The organism is Kribbella sp. NPDC051770 (assembly GCF_040681455.1).
Lineage (GTDB): Bacteria > Actinomycetota > Actinomycetes > Propionibacteriales > Kribbellaceae > Kribbella.
Genome location: NZ_JBFAYT010000001.1, coordinates 698,704 through 714,837, shown reverse-complemented (window position 1 = coordinate 714,837; position 16,134 = coordinate 698,704). Strand labels below are relative to the sequence as shown.

17 protein-coding genes are annotated in these 16,134 nt (G+C 70.3%); 11 read left to right on the top strand and 6 right to left on the bottom strand.

The features are described from left to right. Positions 1-98: 98 nt before the first annotated feature. Both AB0M01_RS03330 and AB0M01_RS03325 read left to right on the top strand, forming a co-directional pair. A complete protein-coding gene (locus AB0M01_RS03330) occupies positions 99-842 on the top strand; it encodes an SDR family oxidoreductase (protein ID WP_363665240.1) in 744 nt (247 codons plus the stop codon). A 26-nt stretch (positions 843-868) separates the two neighbouring features. Continuing rightward, a complete protein-coding gene (locus AB0M01_RS03325; RefSeq protein WP_363665239.1) occupies positions 869-1,690 on the top strand; it encodes a helix-turn-helix transcriptional regulator in 822 nt (273 codons plus the stop codon). Here AB0M01_RS03325 and AB0M01_RS03320 read toward each other — a convergent pair. The 3 genes from AB0M01_RS03320 to AB0M01_RS03310 all read right to left on the bottom strand — a co-directional run bounded on the left by AB0M01_RS03320 (position 1,671) and on the right by AB0M01_RS03310 (position 4,682). Then, entirely contained in the window at positions 1,671-2,903 is a 1,233-nt protein-coding gene (locus tag AB0M01_RS03320; RefSeq protein WP_363665238.1) for a hypothetical protein, read from the bottom strand. The two genes, AB0M01_RS03325 and AB0M01_RS03320, sit on opposite strands and share 20 nt — an antisense overlap. A 72-nt stretch (positions 2,904-2,975) precedes the next feature. Then, on the bottom strand, positions 2,976-4,136 hold the full coding sequence (gene glgA, locus AB0M01_RS03315; protein WP_363665237.1) for a glycogen synthase: 1,161 nt from the start codon (positions 4,134-4,136) through the stop codon (positions 2,976-2,978). A gap of 15 nt (positions 4,137-4,151) precedes the next feature. Beyond that, on the bottom strand, positions 4,152-4,682 hold the full coding sequence (locus tag AB0M01_RS03310) for a GNAT family N-acetyltransferase (protein WP_363665236.1): 531 nt from the start codon (positions 4,680-4,682) through the stop codon (positions 4,152-4,154). A gap of 65 nt (positions 4,683-4,747) precedes the next feature. Here AB0M01_RS03310 and glgC point away from each other — a divergent pair, with 65 nt between their 5' ends. From glgC to AB0M01_RS03270, 8 genes are read left to right on the top strand one after another with little or no spacing between them, the layout of a single operon-like run. After that, positions 4,748-6,016: a glucose-1-phosphate adenylyltransferase gene (glgC, locus tag AB0M01_RS03305; RefSeq protein WP_363665235.1), complete on the top strand. Its 1,269-nt coding sequence runs from the start codon at positions 4,748-4,750 to the stop codon at positions 6,014-6,016. Further along, a complete protein-coding gene (gene kynU / locus AB0M01_RS03300; protein WP_363665234.1) occupies positions 6,013-7,278 on the top strand; it encodes a kynureninase in 1,266 nt (421 codons plus the stop codon). Before glgC ends, kynU begins: the two co-directional genes overlap by 4 nt. A gap of 10 nt (positions 7,279-7,288) precedes the next feature. Continuing rightward, positions 7,289-8,593 (top strand): NAD(P)/FAD-dependent oxidoreductase, encoded by a 1,305-nt coding sequence (locus AB0M01_RS03295; protein WP_363665233.1) that lies wholly within the window; start codon positions 7,289-7,291, stop codon positions 8,591-8,593. After that, positions 8,590-10,095: a 2-hydroxymuconic semialdehyde dehydrogenase gene (locus tag AB0M01_RS03290; RefSeq protein WP_363665232.1), complete on the top strand. Its 1,506-nt coding sequence runs from the start codon at positions 8,590-8,592 to the stop codon at positions 10,093-10,095. Before AB0M01_RS03295 ends, AB0M01_RS03290 begins: the two co-directional genes overlap by 4 nt. Continuing rightward, positions 10,092-10,502: a RidA family protein gene (locus AB0M01_RS03285; RefSeq protein ID WP_363665231.1), complete on the top strand. Its 411-nt coding sequence runs from the start codon at positions 10,092-10,094 to the stop codon at positions 10,500-10,502. Before AB0M01_RS03290 ends, AB0M01_RS03285 begins: the two co-directional genes overlap by 4 nt. A 2-nt stretch (positions 10,503-10,504) precedes the next feature. After that, entirely contained in the window at positions 10,505-11,023 is a 519-nt protein-coding gene (locus AB0M01_RS03280; RefSeq protein ID WP_363665230.1) for a 3-hydroxyanthranilate 3,4-dioxygenase, read from the top strand. Further along, a complete protein-coding gene (locus tag AB0M01_RS03275; RefSeq protein WP_363665229.1) occupies positions 11,023-12,018 on the top strand; it encodes an amidohydrolase family protein in 996 nt (331 codons plus the stop codon). Before AB0M01_RS03280 ends, AB0M01_RS03275 begins: the two co-directional genes overlap by 1 nt. Continuing rightward, positions 12,015-12,764 carry an alpha/beta hydrolase gene (locus tag AB0M01_RS03270; RefSeq protein WP_363665228.1) on the top strand — a complete coding sequence of 250 codons (750 nt, stop codon included), beginning with the start codon at positions 12,015-12,017 and terminating at the stop codon, positions 12,762-12,764. Before AB0M01_RS03275 ends, AB0M01_RS03270 begins: the two co-directional genes overlap by 4 nt. Positions 12,765-12,770: 6 nt before the next feature. On the opposite strand, the gene AB0M01_RS03265 is transcribed toward AB0M01_RS03270, so the two are convergent. The 3 genes from AB0M01_RS03265 to AB0M01_RS03255 form a co-directional block, all read right to left on the bottom strand. Further along, positions 12,771-13,361 (bottom strand): Fic family protein, encoded by a 591-nt coding sequence (locus AB0M01_RS03265; protein WP_363665227.1) that lies wholly within the window; start codon positions 13,359-13,361, stop codon positions 12,771-12,773. Positions 13,362-13,440: 79 nt separating this feature from the next. Beyond that, positions 13,441-14,118, bottom strand: a complete 678-nt coding sequence (locus AB0M01_RS03260; protein ID WP_363665226.1) for an O-methyltransferase — start codon at positions 14,116-14,118, stop codon at positions 13,441-13,443. Positions 14,119-14,273: 155 nt separating this feature from the next. Further along, the gene (locus tag AB0M01_RS03255; protein WP_363665225.1) at positions 14,274-15,056 is read right to left on the bottom strand and encodes a DeoR/GlpR family DNA-binding transcription regulator; all 783 of its coding nucleotides are present in this window, start codon (positions 15,054-15,056) and stop codon (positions 14,274-14,276) included. A gap of 101 nt (positions 15,057-15,157) precedes the next feature. Here AB0M01_RS03255 and AB0M01_RS03250 point away from each other — a divergent pair, with 101 nt between their 5' ends. Next, positions 15,158-16,039 (top strand): SIS domain-containing protein, encoded by an 882-nt coding sequence (locus tag AB0M01_RS03250; protein ID WP_363665224.1) that lies wholly within the window; start codon positions 15,158-15,160, stop codon positions 16,037-16,039. The last annotated feature ends 95 nt before the right edge of the window (positions 16,040-16,134 follow it).

The window sequence follows — 16,134 nt, the reverse complement described above, 5'->3', positions numbered from 1 at the left end:
CGAGCGCGGTGGGAGTACCCGGGTGTTCCTGGGAGTGCGAGGACCACTGTGTAGTATTTTATGGACGAAATAGTCCTCTTTTGGGTTGGAGTGAAGTGATGGTGGCACCTGCGGCTTTGATCACCGGCGGGACGAGCGGGATCGGGAGGGCGACCGCGGAGCTGCTGCACCGGCAGGGGTACCGGGTCGCGATCACCGGGCGGTCGGAGAGCGTGGCCCGGGCGCGGGCGGAGCTTCCTGACGAGGTGCTGGTGCTCGCGGCTGATCTGGGGTCGCTGAGCGACACCGATCGGGTGGTCGCCGAGGTCCGGGAGCGCTTCGGGGCACTGACCACGCTCTGCCTGAACGCGGGGATCACCCGGCCGGCGACGCTGGAGACCGCGACCGAGGCGGCCTTCGACGACGCCTTCGCCGTGAACACCAAGGGGCAGTACTTCACGCTCGTGAAGGCGCTGCCGCTGCTGGTCGACGGTGCTTCGATCGTCGTCACCGCGGGGATCGGGGCCAGCCGGGCGCTCACCGGCAACAGCATCACGGCCGGCTCGCGGGGTGCGTTGCTGACGATGATTCCGACGCTGGCCTTGGAGCTGGCGCCTCGGCGGATCCGGATCAACGCGGTGAGCCCGGGGTACACCGACACCCCGATGTTGCGCTCGACTCCTGGGATGACGCCGGAGGAGATCGAGGGGATGCTCGCCGGGATGGCTGCCAACACGCCGTTCGGTCGCCTGGGGACGCCGGAGGACGTTGCCGAGACGATCGCGTTTCTGGCTTCGGACGGCGCTGCTTACGTGACCGGGCAGGAGATCCTGGTCGCGGGAGGTGCAGGCCTCGCCGTCTGAGCGATCGCTGCGGCTACCGTGGAGGCATGGAGCGTAATCCGCTGGGATCCTTCCTCCGGGCGCGGCGGGAGCTGGTTCGGCCGGAGGATGTAGGGCTGCGTGGCGGGGGACTGCGGCGGGTGCCCGGGTTGCGGCGCGAAGAAGTCGCCCTGCTCGCCGGGATCAGCTCCGACTACTACCTGCGGCTGGAGCAAGGGCGGGATCGGCATCCTTCGGTGCAGGTGCTGGACGCGCTGGCCGACGTACTGCAGCTGGATGCCGACGCCCGGGCCTACCTGCGGGAGCTGACCCGGGAGCGATCGCGGCGCGAGGGGACGGCGCGGCGGGAGCAGGTGCCGGTGAGCATGGTGCAGCTGATCGACGGGTGGGCGGCCAACCCGGCGTACGTGCAGAACCGGCTGACCGACGTGCTCGCGGTGAACTCGTTGATGGCGGCGATCTCGCCCAGCTACACGCCCGGGGTGAACCTGTTGCGGGCCGTGGTGCTCGACCCGGCGGAGCGGGAGCTCCGCCGGGACTGGGAGGAGTCGGTCGAGGAAGGCGTCGCGAGTCTGCGCGCGCATGTCGGCGCGGAGGTCGACGATCCGCGCTTGGTCGAGCTGGTGGATGAGCTGTCGGCGAAGAGTGAGCTGTTCCGGCGGTTGTGGGCGGAGCACGTCGTACGGCCGAAGCGTGGGCGGGTCAGCCGGCTGCGGCATCCGGTGGTCGGGGATCTGGAGCTGACGTCGACGAAGCTGGTGGTGAGCGGCGACGAGGATCTGATCCTGGTGGTCTTCCACGCGGAGGCCGGCAGCCGGAGCGCCGAGCTGCTGGGGAGCCTGGGGAGTCTTAGGACGCCCACCCGCTGAACGTGCGGACGATCTTCGGGTACGCCGCCATCGCGGTGCCGAAGTGGTCGACGTTGCCCATCGAGTGCACCCGGGCGTTGAGCGTCGTCGCGCACGAGTCCGCGTTGGCGGCGACGACGTCGGTGTCCTTGGTGCCGGTGTAGAGGTGCACAGGCACGGGTGAGGTCCAGTCGTGGCAGATCTGGTCGGCCTCGCGGAGCGCCTGGCGGAAGCGCCCGGTCGGGTGCTGCAGCTTCGCCAGGAACGTGGGCGTGAAGAGCTTGGCGGGCGCGTCCGGGAGCGAGGCGAAGATCTCCTCGTCGGAGTGCGTGCCGTCGAGCAGGTCCTCGACGATCGGCGCGTACTTCGGCCGGAACGCGTCGCGCGGGTGGTCGTAGAGGCCGACGGTCCGGTCCCAGGCGGTGACGAAGTACGCGAGGTAGAGGGTCGCCACGTGCGGCTCGACGCGGCCGTCGAAGACCGCGGGGAGCTCGACGTCCGACAGGTCGTACGGGCCGGAGACGGCATGGGCCGCGCCGAGGCGGAACGGGCCGGCTTCGCCGCGGGTGAGGGCCCGGGCGACACCGAGGGTCGCGCGGCCGCCCTGGGAGAAGCCGGTGACGAGGACGTCCCGCTTCAGGACGACGCCGTGCCGCGCGGCGAAAGTACGGGCCGCGAGCAACAGGTCGACCGACGCGCTGGTCTCCGAGCGGGTGTCGATGTACGGATGCTTGCCGGGGCCGAGACCGAGGCCCAGGTAGTCGGGCGCGACGGCGGCCAGGCCGGTGCCCGCGAAGAGGGCGGTGACCAGGCGGTCGGTGGAGTCGGCGTCGACCGTCGCCGCGTTCGCCTTGGTTCCGTTGGTGCCGTGCAGGTACTCCGCGACGGTCAGCGCGCCGCGCTTCCCGTCGGGCAGCACGACGAGCCCGCTGGCGATGGTCGGGCGGCCCCAGGGGTCGACGGTCCGGTAGATCACCCGGTACGCCGTGACGTCGTACCGGGACTTCGGTGAGCCGACGAAGCCGGTGTCGGCTGCGGCCTGGTCGAGGTCGGCGGCCGACAGCCGGGCCACCGGAACCGCGGAGACGAGCGAGCCCCGCTGGACGTGAACGCTGCTGACCGCAGCTTGGGAGAGCGTGGGCTGACTGACGGCGGCGTACGCCGACAAGGGCGCCGCGAGCAGCGCGGCGGTGGCGAGGGTGGCGGCGACGGTCTTGCGGGCACGGGATCTCATGTCACCAGCCAACCCCCGCGCGGCCGCGCGGAGGATGGGGATGAACCCACACCTGGGGTGGGCTTTCCCCTACTACTGCCCGAGCAGCGAGCGGTACAAGGCGACCGTCCGGTCCGCGACCGCGTCCCAGCCGAACTCCGACACCGCGCGCTCGCGACCGGCCTTGCCCATCGCCTCGGCCTTGGCCGGGTTGGCCACCAGCTCGTTGATCCCCTCGGCGAGCTGCCGCTCGAAGGTGAGCACGTCGTTCTCGTCGTACCGGACCAGCGTGCCGGTGACGCCGTCGTCGACGACCTCCGGGATGCCGCCGACCGCGCTCGCGACGACGGCGGTCTCGCAGGCCATCGCCTCCAGGTTCACGATGCCGAGCGGTTCGTAGACCGACGGGCAGCAGAACGCCAGCGCGTGCGTGAGCACCTGGCGGACGTCCTCGCGCGGCAGCATCTCCGAGACCACGAAGACGCCGTCGCGGGCGGCCTTCAGCTCGTCGATCAGGCCGTCGGTCTCCGCCTTCAGCTCGGGCGTGTCAGCGGCTCCGGCGAGCAGCACGAGCTGCACCGACGGGTCGAGCTGCAGCCCGGCGCGGAGCAGGTGCGGGACGCCCTTCTGCCGGGTGATCCGGCCGACGAAGGTGACGTACGGCCGGCTGCGGTCGACGCCGAGCCGGTCGAGCACGTGCGTGGCCGGGTCCGGGTGGTAGAAGTCCGCGTCGATCCCGTTGGAGATCACGTGGACCTTCGCCGGGTCGATCGTCGGGTAGCACTCGAGCACGTCGTCGCGCATGCCCCGGCTGACCGCCACGACGGCGTCCGCGGCCTCGTACGCCGTCCGCTCGGCCCAGCTCGACAGCCGGTAGCCGCCGCCGAGCTGCTCGGCCTTCCACGGCCGCCGCGGCTCCAGCGAGTGCGCGGTCACCACGTGCGGTACGCCGTACAGCAGCTTGGCCCAGTGGCCGGCCATGTTCGCGTACCAGGTGTGGGAGTGCACCAGGTCGGTGCTGCCGACCCCGGCGGTCATCGTCAGGTCGGTGGACAGCACCCGGAGCGCGGAGTTCGCGCCGGCGATCCGGGCATCGTCCTCGGAGTGCGCGGTCGCGCCGGCCCGGGGCTCGCCCATGCAGTGCACGTCGACGTCGACCAGGCGGCGCAGCTCGCGGACCAGGAAGTCCACGTGCACACCGGCCCCGCCGTACACGTCCGGAGGGTACTCACGCGTCAGGATGCCGACCTTCATGGACCCGACCATAGATCAGGAAACGCGGGTGGGCACCCAGAAACGCAGCTTGCCGTGGCGCTCGTCCTCGAGCTCGCCGCCGGCCGCCTCGATCACCCGGCGGGACGCGTCGTGGCCGGTGTCGCAGGTGAGCAGCGCCGGGTCGATGCCGAGGCCGGCGGCGACCGGGAGGGACTCGGCGAGCATCCGGGTGGCGTGACCCTGCCGCCGGGCCGACGGGCGGACGACGTACCCGATGTGGCCGCCGAGCTCGAGCAGCGGCGGGGTCAGCTCGTGCCGGACCGAGAGGCGGCCGAGCCACTCGTCGCCCTCGACGTACCAGAGCACGGTCTGGTGGACCAGGCCGGACGGGAGCTCGGTGGTCTCGTCGGCCTCGGTCTTGATCGCCGCGACCAGCCGGGCGAACTCCGCCGGGTCCTCGGCCTGCGCACGGCTCCAGGTCTCGTCGACGGCCTCCGCGCCCATCCACCGTTCGTCCTCGATCTCGTCCCACGCGCTGAGGAACGACTGGTGAACGGCAGTGGTGGGTTCGACGAGGGTTGGCATGTACTCAGTGTGGCGACACTCGCAAGCGTCTTATGCGACCGGGGATCCACGGCTAAGGTGCGGACATGGCGAAGGCACCCAGAATTCTCGGAATCGTGCTGGCCGGTGGCGAGGGGAAGCGGCTGATGCCGCTGACGGCGGACCGGGCCAAACCGGCCGTGCCGTTCGGCGGGAGTTATCGCCTGATCGACTTCGTGCTGTCCAACCTGGTCAACGCGGGCATCCGCAGCCTGTGCGTGCTGACCCAGTACAAGTCGCACTCGCTGGACCGGCACGTCACGCTGACCTGGCGGATGTCGACGTTCCTCGGCAACTACGTGACCTGCGTCCCGGCCCAGCAGCGGCTCGGCCCGCAGTGGTACCAGGGCAGCGCGGACGCGATCTACCAGTCGATGAACCTGATCAACGACGCCAAGCCGGACATCATCGTCGTCTTCGGCGCCGACCACGTGTACCGGATGGACGCCTCGCAGATGGTCGCCGACCACATCGCCCGCGGCAACGGCGTCACGGTCGCCGGCATCCGGGTGCCGCGCGCCGAGGCGAGCGAGTTCGGGGTGATCAAGACCGCCGACGACGGGCACACGATCGCGGAGTTCCTGGAGAAGCCGGCCGACCCGCCGGGCCTGCCGGACTCCCCGGACGAGACCTTCGCCTCGATGGGCAACTACGTCTTCTCCGCCGACGTCCTGGTCGAGGCGCTGCGCAAGGACGCGGCCAACCCCGCCAGCAGGCACGACATGGGCGGCGACATCGTCCCGATGCTGGTTGCCGAGGGCAAGGCCGGGGTCTACGACTTCAAGGACAACGACGTACCGGGTGCGCTCGACCGGGACCGCTCGTACTGGCGCGACGTCGGTTCGCTGGACTCGTACCACGAGGCGCACATGGACCTGGTCTCGATCCAGCCGGTCTTCAACCTGTACAACTCCGACTGGCCGATCTTCACCTCGCACCCGCAGCTGCCGGGCGCGAAGTTCACCGACCACGCGACGGTCAGCGAGTCGATCGTCTGCCAGGGCTCGATCGTGACCGGTGCGGTGGTCGACCACTCGGTGCTCGGGTCGAACGTGATCGTCGGGTCCGGCGCGCACGTCGAGCGGGCGGTGATCATGGACAACTGCAAGATCGGTGCCGGTGCGGTGCTGAAGAACGTGATCCTGGACAAGAACGTCGAGGTCCCGCCGGGGGTGGAGATCGGGGTCGATCCCGATCACGACCGGGCGCGGGGGTTCACCGTGTCCAAGGGCGGGGTCACCGTGCTCGGCAAGGGCCAGGTGGTGGACCCGCCGGCCGCGGCCGCCGAGCCCGCGGACGAGGCCGCCGAGGCGTGAGCGCGGAGGCCGAGGCACTCGAGCTGGACGCGGCGGACCCCGGTCACCGTGAGCTGTTCGACGTACCACCGGTGGACGGTGGGCCCTATCCGGACGTCGCGTACTTCGCCGGCAACTCGCTCGGTCTCAGGCCGAAGGCGACGCGCGTCGAACTGCTCGCCGACCTCGACTCCTGGGCCGCTCTCGGAGTCGAGGGACACCTGGACGCCGAGCGCCCTTGGCTGCCGTACCACGAGCTGCTGACCGGCCCAGCCGCTCGGCTGGTCGGCGCGCTGCCGAGCGAGACCGTGGTGATGAACTCGCTGACCGTCAACCTGCACCTGCTGATGGTCTCCTTCTACCGCCCGACCGCCGAGCGCTTCCGGATCGTCATCGAGGACTCGGCCTTCCCGTCCGACAGTTACGCCGTCCGGTCGCAGGCGCGTTTCCACGGGCTCGACCCGGACGACGCGATCGTGCGGTTGAAGCCTCGCGACGGTGAGGACACGTTGCGGACCGAGGATGTGGAGGCGGCGTTCGGTCCGGATACCGCGCTGGTGCTGCTCGGCGGCGTGAACTACCTGACCGGCGAGCTGATGGACATCCCCGCGATCACCGCCGCCGGCCACGCGGCCGGTGCGGTCGTCGGCTGGGACCTGGCGCATGCCGCGGGCAACGTTCCGCTGCGGCTGCACGACTGGGACGTGGACTTCGCCGCGTGGTGCTCGTACAAGTACCTGAACTCCGGGCCGGGCGCGCTGGCCGGTGCCTACGTGCACGAGCGGCACCACGGCGGCGACCGGCCGCGGTTCGAGGGCTGGTGGAGCACCGAGCCGGCCACCCGGTTCGAGATGTCGCCGGAGTCGCGGCCACCGCGCTCGGCCGACGCCTGGCAGGTGTCGAACCCGCCGATCTTCGCGATGAGCCCGGTGCGGACGTCGTACGAGCTGTTCGACAAGGTCGGTCTCGACGTCCTGCGTGAGCGCAGTCTGCGGCTGACGGCGTACCTGGAACGGCTGCTCGACGAGGTGACTCCGGGGCGGCCGCTGGAGGTCATCACGCCGCGCGATCCCTCGCGGCGCGGGGCGCAGCTGTCGATCCGGGTCGGCGGCGGGCTGCGCGCGGGGGAGCTGTGCAAGACGCTCCGCTTCGAGTACGGCGTGATCGCCGACGCGCGCGAGCCAGACGTCGTACGGCTGGCGCCAGTGCCGTTGTACTCGCTCTACCACGACTGCTGGCGTGCCGCGGAGGCCCTGGCGGCCGCCGTACCCGAGACTGCCTGACGGAGGCCAGATGACTGTCGCGATCGTTGGTGCCGGGCTGACGGGCAGTCTGCTCGCCTGCTTCCTGGCCCGGCGCGGGCTGTCCGTGACCCTGTACGAGCGGCGCGCCGATCCCCGGACCGGTGGCGCCGAGCGCGGGCGGTCGATCAACCTGGCGATCTCCGAGCGCGGCCTGGACGCGCTGCGCCGGATCGGTCTGGACGACGAGGTGATGGCCGACGCGCTGCCGATGAAGGGCCGGATGATCCACCCGGTCGATGGACCGCTGGACTTCCAGGCCTACAGCGCCGCGCAGGACCGCGCGATCAACTCGATCAGCCGGGGCGCGCTGAACAACGCGCTGCTCGACGCCGCCGAGAAGGCGCCGGGGGTGTCGGTGGTGTTCGAGCACCGGCTGGTGTCGCTCGACTCGCAGGGCGGGGTGATGGGCTTCGAGACGCCGTCCGGTGTGGTGCAGGTGGTGGCGGACGTCGTACTGGGGGCTGATGGCGCCGGCTCCGCCGTACGCGGGCAGCTCGTCGGGGACGGGTCGATCGTCGACGACGTCGACTTCCTGGACTACGGGTACAAGGAGCTGTCGATCCCCGCGGTGGACGGTGAGTTCGCGCTCGACCCGGGCGCGCTGCACATCTGGCCGCGCGGGACGTCGATGATGATCGCGCTGCCGAACCCGGACAAGTCGTTCACCTGCACGCTGTTCTGGCCCGCGGGATCGTTCGACGCGCTGACCACACCGGCGCTGATCATCGGGTACTTCGGTGAGCACTACCCGGATCTGTTGCCGTTGGCCCCTTCCTTGGTGGACGACTACCTGCACAACCCGGTCGGCGTGCTCGGGACCGTGCACACGCACCCCTGGCAGGCGCACGGCCGGACCGCGCTGATCGGCGACGCCGCGCACGCGATCGTGCCGTTCTACGGGCAGGGCGCGAACTGCGCGTTCGAGGACGTGGTCGCGCTGGACCGCTGCCTGGACGAGACCGATGGGTCGTGGGCGCGGGCGCTGCCGTTGTTCGAGGCGCGGCGACGGGACAACACCGAGGCGATCGCGGAGATGGCGCTGGCGAACTTCGTGGAGATGCGGGACAAGGTGTCGTCACCGGTCTTCCGGCTGGGAAAGCGCCTCGAGCACGCTGTCGAGCGGTTGCTGCCGGGGCGGTACGTGTCCCGCTACGAGTTGGTGAGCTTCACGACGACGCCGTACGCCGAGGTGCGGCAACGCGTGCGGCGGCAGCATCAGGCGCTGGGGGCTTCGGTGGTTGTCGGGCTTGGTGCTCTTGTCGTGCTGGCTCGGAGTCTGCGGCGGTCGCGATGACGACCTTGTGGCGCTCCGAGCTGCTGACCGGGGTCGTCAGCGAGCCCGGGCTGCTGCGCAACTTCGTGAACGGTGAGTTCGTCGAGAGTACGTCGACGTTCGCGAAGCGCAGCCCGGTGACGGGCGCGCACATCTTCGACGTGTGCGAGGCCGACGCCGCGACCGTGGACGCGGCCGTCGGGGCTGCTTCCGCCGCGCTGAAGGGCCCGTGGGGCCGGATGAGCGAGCAGGAACGGGCCGTCGTACTGCGCCGGGTCGCCGACGAGCTGGAGCGGCGCTTCGACGATCTGGTCGCGGCCGAGGTCGGCGACACCGGCAAGTCGATCAGCCAGGCCCGGACACTCGACATCCCGCGCGGCGCGGCGAACTTCCGGGCCTTCGCGGACTTCGCGACGACGACGCCGACCGAGTCCTACACGACCACGCTGCCCGACGGCCGGCGCGCGCTGAACTACGCCGTCCGCAAGCCTGCCGGCGTCGTCGCGATCATCGTCCCCTGGAACCTGCCGCTGCTGCTGCTCACCTGGAAGGTCGCCCCGGCGCTTGCCTGCGGCAACACCGTGGTGGTGAAGCCGTCCGAGGAGACGCCCGCGTCGGCGACCGTGCTCGCCGAGGTGATGGCGGCGGCCGGCGTACCGGAGGGGGTGTTCAACCTCGTGCACGGCTTCGGGCCTTCCAGCGCCGGGGAGTTCCTCACCACGCACCCCGGCGTCGACGCGATCACGTTCACCGGTGAGTCCGCGACCGGTTCCGCGATCGCCAAGGCAGCGGCCGACGGAGTCAAAGCGGTCTCCTTCGAGCTCGGCGGCAAGAACGCCGGGCTGGTCTTCGCCGACGCCGACCTGGACGCGGCGATCGACGGCTCGGTCCGCTCGGTCTTCACCAACGGCGGCCAGGTCTGCCTGTGCACCGAACGCCTGTACGTCGAACGCCCGGTCTACGACGAGTTCTGCGAACGCCTGGCCGCCCGCGCCGACGCGCTGACCTTCGGCTGGCCGTCCGACGAGGCGACCGTGAACATGCCGCTGATCTCGCACGACCACCGCACGAAGGTGCTCTCGTACTACGACCTGGCCCGCGCCGAGGGCGCGACGGTGCTGGCCGGCGGCGGCGTACCGGCGTTCGGCGACAGCCGCGACAACGGTTGCTACGTGCAACCGACGGTCGTCACCGGACTGCCCCCGGAGGCGCGGACGAACACCGAGGAGGTGTTCGGGCCGATCTGCCACATCGCGCCGTTCGACACCGACGACGAAGCGTTCGCCCTGGCCAACAACAGCAAGTACGGGCTGGCGGCAACGGTCTGGACGCGGGACGTCGGGCGGGCTCATCGCGCCGGTGCGGCGCTGGACGTCGGGCTGGTCTGGGTGAACACGTGGTTCCTGCGCGACCTGCGGACGCCGTTCGGCGGTCTCAAGTTGTCCGGTCTCGGCCGTGAAGGCGGGACCCACTCGGTGGACTTCTACTCCGAGCTCACCAACGTCTGCGTGGAGTTGTCATGACCGTCGTACCTGGTAAGGCCGTTCCGCGGGGGCGGTTCCCGCACGTGAAGGTCTCCGGTGGCTTCGCCTTCGTCTCCGGGACGTCGAGCCGGTTGCCGGACAACACGATCGCGGGCGCGTCGGTGGATTCGTTGGGGACGACGGCGCTGGACATCCGGGTGCAGACGCGCGCGGTGCTGGAGAACATCCGCGACATCCTGGAGTCGGTCGGCGCCGGGCTGGAGGACCTGGTCAGCGTCACGGCGTACCTGGTGTCGATGAACGACTTCGGCGGGTACAACGAGGTGTACGGCGAGTTCTTCGACGAGACCGGGCCGGCTCGTACGACGGTGGCTGTGCACCAGTTGCCGCATCCACATCTGTTGATCGAGATATCCGCTACAGCGGCGATCCCGCAGAGGAGCTGACGATGGTCAATCTGGAGTCGACGAACTTTCCCGAGTGGGTCGAGGAGAACAAGCACCTGCTCAAGCCGCCGGTCGGCAACAAGCAGATGTTCCCGACCGGCGACGACTTCATCACGATGGTGGTCGGCGGGCCGAACCAGCGCACCGACTTCCACGTCGACCCGTACGAGGAGTTCTTCTACCAGATCTCCGGGCAGCTCCGGGTCAACGTGATGACCGAGGACGGCCCGGCGACGGTCGAGGTGAACGCCGGCGAGATGTGGGTGCTGCCGCGCAACCTGCCGCACTCCCCGCAGCGCGGCCCGGAGTCGATCGGCCTGGTCATCGAACGCGTCCGCGAACCCGGCGTCCTGGAGAAGTTCCGCTGGTACTGCGGCAACTGCAACGCCGTCGTCCACGAGGTCGAGCTCCAGGTCACCGACATCGTGGAGGACCTCCCACCGGTCTTCAAAGCCTTCTACGACAGCGAGGACGCCCGCACCTGCCCCGCGTGCGGCACGCTGCACCCGGGCAAGGCCTGATGGCGGTCGACGTCCACACCCACCTGGTCCCCAAAGGCTGGCCCGACCTGGCGACAGCCTGCGGGGGAACCGGGTGGCCCTGGTTGCGGGTCGACTCCGAGCGGGCCGCGATGATCATGGTCGGCGAGACCGAGTTCCGGCCGGTCGGGCCGCAGGCCTGGGACACCGGCGTACGGCGTACCGACATGGATGCCGACGGCATCGATCTCCAGGTGGTATCGCCGACGCCGGTGTTCTTCGGCTACGACCGGCCCGCCGACCAGGCGGTCAAGCTGGCCAGGATCTTCAACGACCGGATGCTGGAGACCCTCGACGGCGACGAGCGGTTCGTGCCGTTCTGCCAGGTCCCGTTGCAGGACCCGGACGCGGCCTGCGCTGAACTCGACCGCTGCCTGGACGCCGGTCACGCCGGCGTAGAGATCGGCAACCACGTCGGCGACCAGGACCTCGACGACGCCGGGATCGTTGCCTTCCTCACCCATTGTGCCGAGGTCGGGGCACCGGTGCTGGTGCACCCGTGGGACATGCCGGGCGGTCCGCGGCTGGACCGCTGGATGGCGCGCTGGCTGACCGGGATGCCCGCGGAGACGCATCTTTCGGTGCTCGCGATGATCCTCGGCGGTGCCTTCGACCGGCTGCCTTCGGAGCTGCGGATCTGTTTCGCGCACGGCGGCGGCAGCTTCCCGTTCTGGGTCGGCCGCCTGGACAACGCCTGGCACCGGCGCGGCGAGATCGTCCGTGGCGCGTCGATGCATGCCCCGAGCCACTATCTGGACCGCTTCTTTGTCGATACCGTGGTGTTCGACGAGGCCCCGCTGCGACTGCTGGTCGACACGCTGGGTGAGGACCGGGTGCTGGTCGGCAGCGACTACCCCTACCCGTTGGGTGAGCGCCCGGCCGGGGAGGTGGTGCGCAAGGCCGGTTTCCTGTCCGAGGAGCAGCGGCACAAGCTGCTGACCACGAACGCGACGCGTTACCTGGGGAGGCCCGGATGACCGAGGACCGCTCGGTGCTGTCCCGCGAGAGCCGGGAGCCCGACGAGCAGCTGCGGTACGGCGAGGACGCCGACCACGTCGTCGACGTCTGGCACGCCAAGGAGTACCGCCCGGCGGTCGTCTTCGTGCACGGCGGCTTCTGGCGTCCGGAGTACGACCGGGTGCACGCCCGCCCGCTCGGCGAGGCTCTGGCCGCCGAGGGCTGGCCGGTCGCGTCGATCGAGTACCGCCGCGTCCCCGGGCACCCCGACCTCACCACGAACGACATCCGCGAGGCCCTGGACCGCCTCCCGCGCCTGATGGACCTGCACGCCGGCTACGTCCTCGTCGGCCACTCCGCCGGCGGCCACCTGGCCCTGTGGGCCGCCGCGACCCTCAACCCGGTCCAGCTCCGCGGCGTCGTCGCCCTGGCCCCCGTCGCCGACCTCCTCCTCGCCGACCAGCTCTGGCTCGACGACGGCGCCGTCCAGGCCTTCATCAGCACCGGAGTCCGCAACGACCTGGACCCGACCCACCTCCCGGCCCCGATCGCCCCGGTAGCCCTCATCCACGGCACCACCGACAAACGCGTCCCGCTGTCGATCTCGGAGTCCTACTTCACCGCCCACCCCACCGCCCGCCTCGACCGCCTCGAGGGCGTCGGCCACTACGAGCTGATCGACCCGCTGTCCGACGCCTGGCACACGGTGACCAACGAGATCACCCGCTTCACCGGGCACGCTGAGCCACCCGCGCAGCCGCAGTGAATCCGCTCAGGACCGCTGGTCCGGGCGAGGCGACCGCCGCCACACGGCCCCGCGACCTGCGCCGTCCGGGGTGACCTCGTGCTCTCCCTTGAGCTGGTCGAGCACCAGCCGGATGGTTTGGTCACTGATCCCCGGTAGGGCAGTTCGTACGTCGGCCAGCCGGAACACCGGCGCAGCGTGCTCGAGAACGTACTTCCGGACCCGCTCCTGCTTGGTGCCGCCGGACTGGTCGGACGCGGCCCGCTGGGCGAACGTCTCGTACGCCGAGGACAGAACGGTCACGAAGTACTTCAACCACGGCCAGGGATCTGCACTGTTCTCGTGCCAGTCGTTCGTGGAGGCCAGCAGGGCGTCGTAGTAGCCGTCCGCGGACTCGGCGATGAGCTGTTCGAGCGAGACCCAGCGGCAGACCTCGTAGCCGGCGTCGATCAGCAGCGCGTTCGTCAGCGCCCGAGCGACTCGGCCGTTGCCGTCGGCGAAGGGATGGATGACCAGCAGATCCAGGACCGCCAGACCGACCAGCAGCACGGGATGATGTCGCCCGGCTCGCTGCCGCCGCCGTACTCGGTCTCCGACCAGCCCCCCCCAAAGATCCAACAAACGTACTAATTGATGCCAGGCTTAGTAGGTTTGTCGGTTTCTTGGGTACTTTCCCGCGCCTCCAGCACCTGAGTGCTTACTCCGCGCGCTTGACCGCGGTCAGCAGGCCGTCGCCGCAGGGGAGGAGGGCGGAGACCAGGTCGTCGTCGTCGCGGATGGCTCGGATCAGGTCGCGGACGGCGGTGGTGTCGGGGTCGCGGTGGGACGGGTCGGCGACGCGGCCGCCGTGCAGGGCGTTGTCGAAGGCGACGACGCCGCCGGGGCGGAGCAGGCGCAGGGCCTCGTGCAGGTACGCCGTGTACTCGCGCTTGTCGGCGTCGCAGAAGACCAGGTCGTAGTGGCCGTCGGTGAGGCGGGTGACGACGTCCAAGGCGGAGCCGGCGATCAGGCGGAAGCGGTTCGCGGGGACGCCGGCGTCCAGGAAGGTCTTGCGGGCCAGGCGCTGGTTCTCGGCGTCGATGTCGACCGTGGTCAGGGTGCCGTCGGGGCGCATCCCGCGCAGCAGCGCGAGGCCGGAGACGCCCGTGCCGGTGCCGATCTCGACCACCGACTTGGCGCCGACGGCGGCGGCCAGGACGCTCAGCGCGGAGGCGGCACCGGGGCCGATCGCGGACACCCCGCTGTCGGCGGCGCTCGCCCGGGCACCGGCGACCGTGTCGGTCTCACCGGTGTAGTCCTCGGCGTACGCCCAGGACGCGGGGTCGATGCCGGTGGCGATGATGCCCTCCCAATGTCTCGCCGCTGCAGTCCTCATCCGTCGAAAGCCTAGCGCCCTGGGGTCCTGGTTCCGTGTCTCCCGCGCTGGGACTGCGCAGTCTTGCTCATTACACGGCGACGGCAATCAGATATGATCGTGCTGACGAGTCAGAGATCACCCCTGGGAGGTGGCACGTGCGGACGATCGGCCGGTCAGGACCGGATCACGTCGATGCCGGCCTCCTTGAAGACCGCCAGCTGCGACTCGTCGGCCTGGGCGTCGGTGACGAGGGTGTCGATCTCGCTCAGCTCGCAGATCCGCGCGAAGGCGCGCTGCCCGAGCTTGCTGGAGTCGGCCACCACGACCACCTTGGCGGCCCGGCTGACGATCAGCTGGTTGATGTTCGCCTCGCCCTCGTGGTGGGCGGTGGCGCCGGTCTCGTCGATGCCGTCGACGCCGATGAAGGCGATGTCCAGCGACAGGTCGGCCAGGATCCGGTGCGACAGCGGCCCGATCATCTCGTACGACTGCGGCCGCGCCACACCGCCGGTGAGCACCATCTTCACGTGCGGCCGGACGATCAGCTCGTTGGCGATGTTCAGCGCGTTGGTGACGAGGGTGAAAGCCGGCTCGCCGTGCTCGGCCGACAGCTCCGGCCGGGTCGCCAGCGTGCGCGCCACCTCCGAGATCGTGGTGCCGCCGTTCATGCCAATCACCATGCCGCGGCGGACCAGGGTGGCCGCGGCCTGCGCGATCCGCTGCTTCTCCGACGCGAAACGCGCAGTTTTGTAGCGCAGCGGCAGGTCGTAGGAGACCGCGTTGGCCACCGCGCCGCCGCGGGTCCGGGTGAGGAGCTGCTGCTTGCCCAAGTGGTCCAGGTCGCGGCGAATGGTCGCGGCGGACACGTGCAGCTGGTCGGCGAGCTCGTCGACGTCGATCGCGCCCTTTTCGGCCAGCGATTCGAGCAACGTGTTCAGCCGTTCATAACGCTTCACCCGGGGCTCCTCCTTCACACAATCGGTCAGCCGGGTGGCTGCCGGTTGGCACCATTCGATCACGTTCGAGCAGTTTCGACCATTACATCTCCGGAGACGACATGACCGACACCCCGTTCGTGAGCACCGAGATCGCCACCCAGCCGGCCCTGTGGCGACAGGTCGCGGCCGGTTTCGCGCAGTACGGTGGCGCACTCCCGCAGCCCGGTCAACGGGTCGCCGCGGTGGGCTGCGGCACGTCCTGGTTCATGGCGATGGCGTACGCCGCGCTGCGCGAGGACCTCGGCCAGGGCGAGACCGACGCGTTCGCGGGCTCCGAGTTCGCCTTCGACCGCGCGTACGACGCGATCGTGGTGATCAGCCGGTCCGGTACGACGACCGAGGTGCTCGACCTGATCCGCCGTACGTCGGTCCCGACGATCGCGATCACCGCGACGCCCGGTTCGCCGATCGTCGAGCTGGCCGACCACACGATCATGCTCGACTTCGCCGACGAGCAGTCCGTCGTCCAGACCCGCTTCGCGACCACGACGCTGGCGCTGCTGCGGGCGTCGCTCGGGCAGGACCTGACCCAGGCCGCGGCCGACGCGGAGACCGCGCTGACGATCGACGTCGATGAGCTGGCCAAGCTGGAGCAGGTCAGCTACCTCGGCACGCGCTGGACAATCGGGCTGGCCCACGAGGCCGGCCTGAAGCAGCGCGAGGCCGCGTCGGCGTGGACCGAGGCGTACCCCGCGATGGACTACCGGCACGGCCCGATCGCGATCGCCCAGCCGGGGCGTGGCGTCTGGCTGTTCGGCGAGGCGCCGGAGGGGTTGCTGGACGACATCGCGGCGACCGGCGCCACGATCGTCCACCACGCCGACCTCGATCCGATGGCGTCGCTCGTCGTCGCTCAGAGGGTGGCGGTCGCCAAGTCGCTGGCGCTGGGGCTGAACCCGGACCAGCCGCGCAGCCTGAGCCGCTCGGTCATCCTCGACTGACCCGGGCCTCGCCGGGGAAGCGCACCTTTCCCCGGGAGCCGCGCCTTCCGCCGGGAAGAGCGCCTTCCGGGGAACCGCGCGTCGCCCCGCGAATC

Bases quoted from the DNA above. Each gene is read 5' to 3' on its own strand.
- AB0M01_RS03330 (WP_363665240.1), top strand. From the start codon at position 99: ATGGTGGCACCTGCGGCTTTGATCACCGGCGGGACGAGCGGGATCGGG.
- AB0M01_RS03325 (WP_363665239.1), top strand. From the start codon at position 869: ATGGAGCGTAATCCGCTGGGATCCTTCCTCCGGGCGCGGCGGGAGCTG.
- AB0M01_RS03320 (WP_363665238.1), bottom strand. From the start codon at position 2,903: ATGAGATCCCGTGCCCGCAAGACCGTCGCCGCCACCCTCGCCACCGCC.
- glgA (WP_363665237.1), bottom strand. From the start codon at position 4,136: ATGAAGGTCGGCATCCTGACGCGTGAGTACCCTCCGGACGTGTACGGC.
- AB0M01_RS03310 (WP_363665236.1), bottom strand. From the start codon at position 4,682: ATGCCAACCCTCGTCGAACCCACCACTGCCGTTCACCAGTCGTTCCTC.
- glgC (WP_363665235.1), top strand. From the start codon at position 4,748: ATGGCGAAGGCACCCAGAATTCTCGGAATCGTGCTGGCCGGTGGCGAG.
- AB0M01_RS03295 (WP_363665233.1), top strand. From the start codon at position 7,289: ATGACTGTCGCGATCGTTGGTGCCGGGCTGACGGGCAGTCTGCTCGCC.
- AB0M01_RS03290 (WP_363665232.1), top strand. From the start codon at position 8,590: ATGACGACCTTGTGGCGCTCCGAGCTGCTGACCGGGGTCGTCAGCGAG.
- AB0M01_RS03285 (WP_363665231.1), top strand. From the start codon at position 10,092: ATGACCGTCGTACCTGGTAAGGCCGTTCCGCGGGGGCGGTTCCCGCAC.
- AB0M01_RS03280 (WP_363665230.1), top strand. From the start codon at position 10,505: ATGGTCAATCTGGAGTCGACGAACTTTCCCGAGTGGGTCGAGGAGAAC.
- AB0M01_RS03275 (WP_363665229.1), top strand. From the start codon at position 11,023: ATGGCGGTCGACGTCCACACCCACCTGGTCCCCAAAGGCTGGCCCGAC.
- AB0M01_RS03270 (WP_363665228.1), top strand. From the start codon at position 12,015: ATGACCGAGGACCGCTCGGTGCTGTCCCGCGAGAGCCGGGAGCCCGAC.
- AB0M01_RS03260 (WP_363665226.1), bottom strand. From the start codon at position 14,118: ATGAGGACTGCAGCGGCGAGACATTGGGAGGGCATCATCGCCACCGGC.
- AB0M01_RS03250 (WP_363665224.1), top strand. From the start codon at position 15,158: ATGACCGACACCCCGTTCGTGAGCACCGAGATCGCCACCCAGCCGGCC.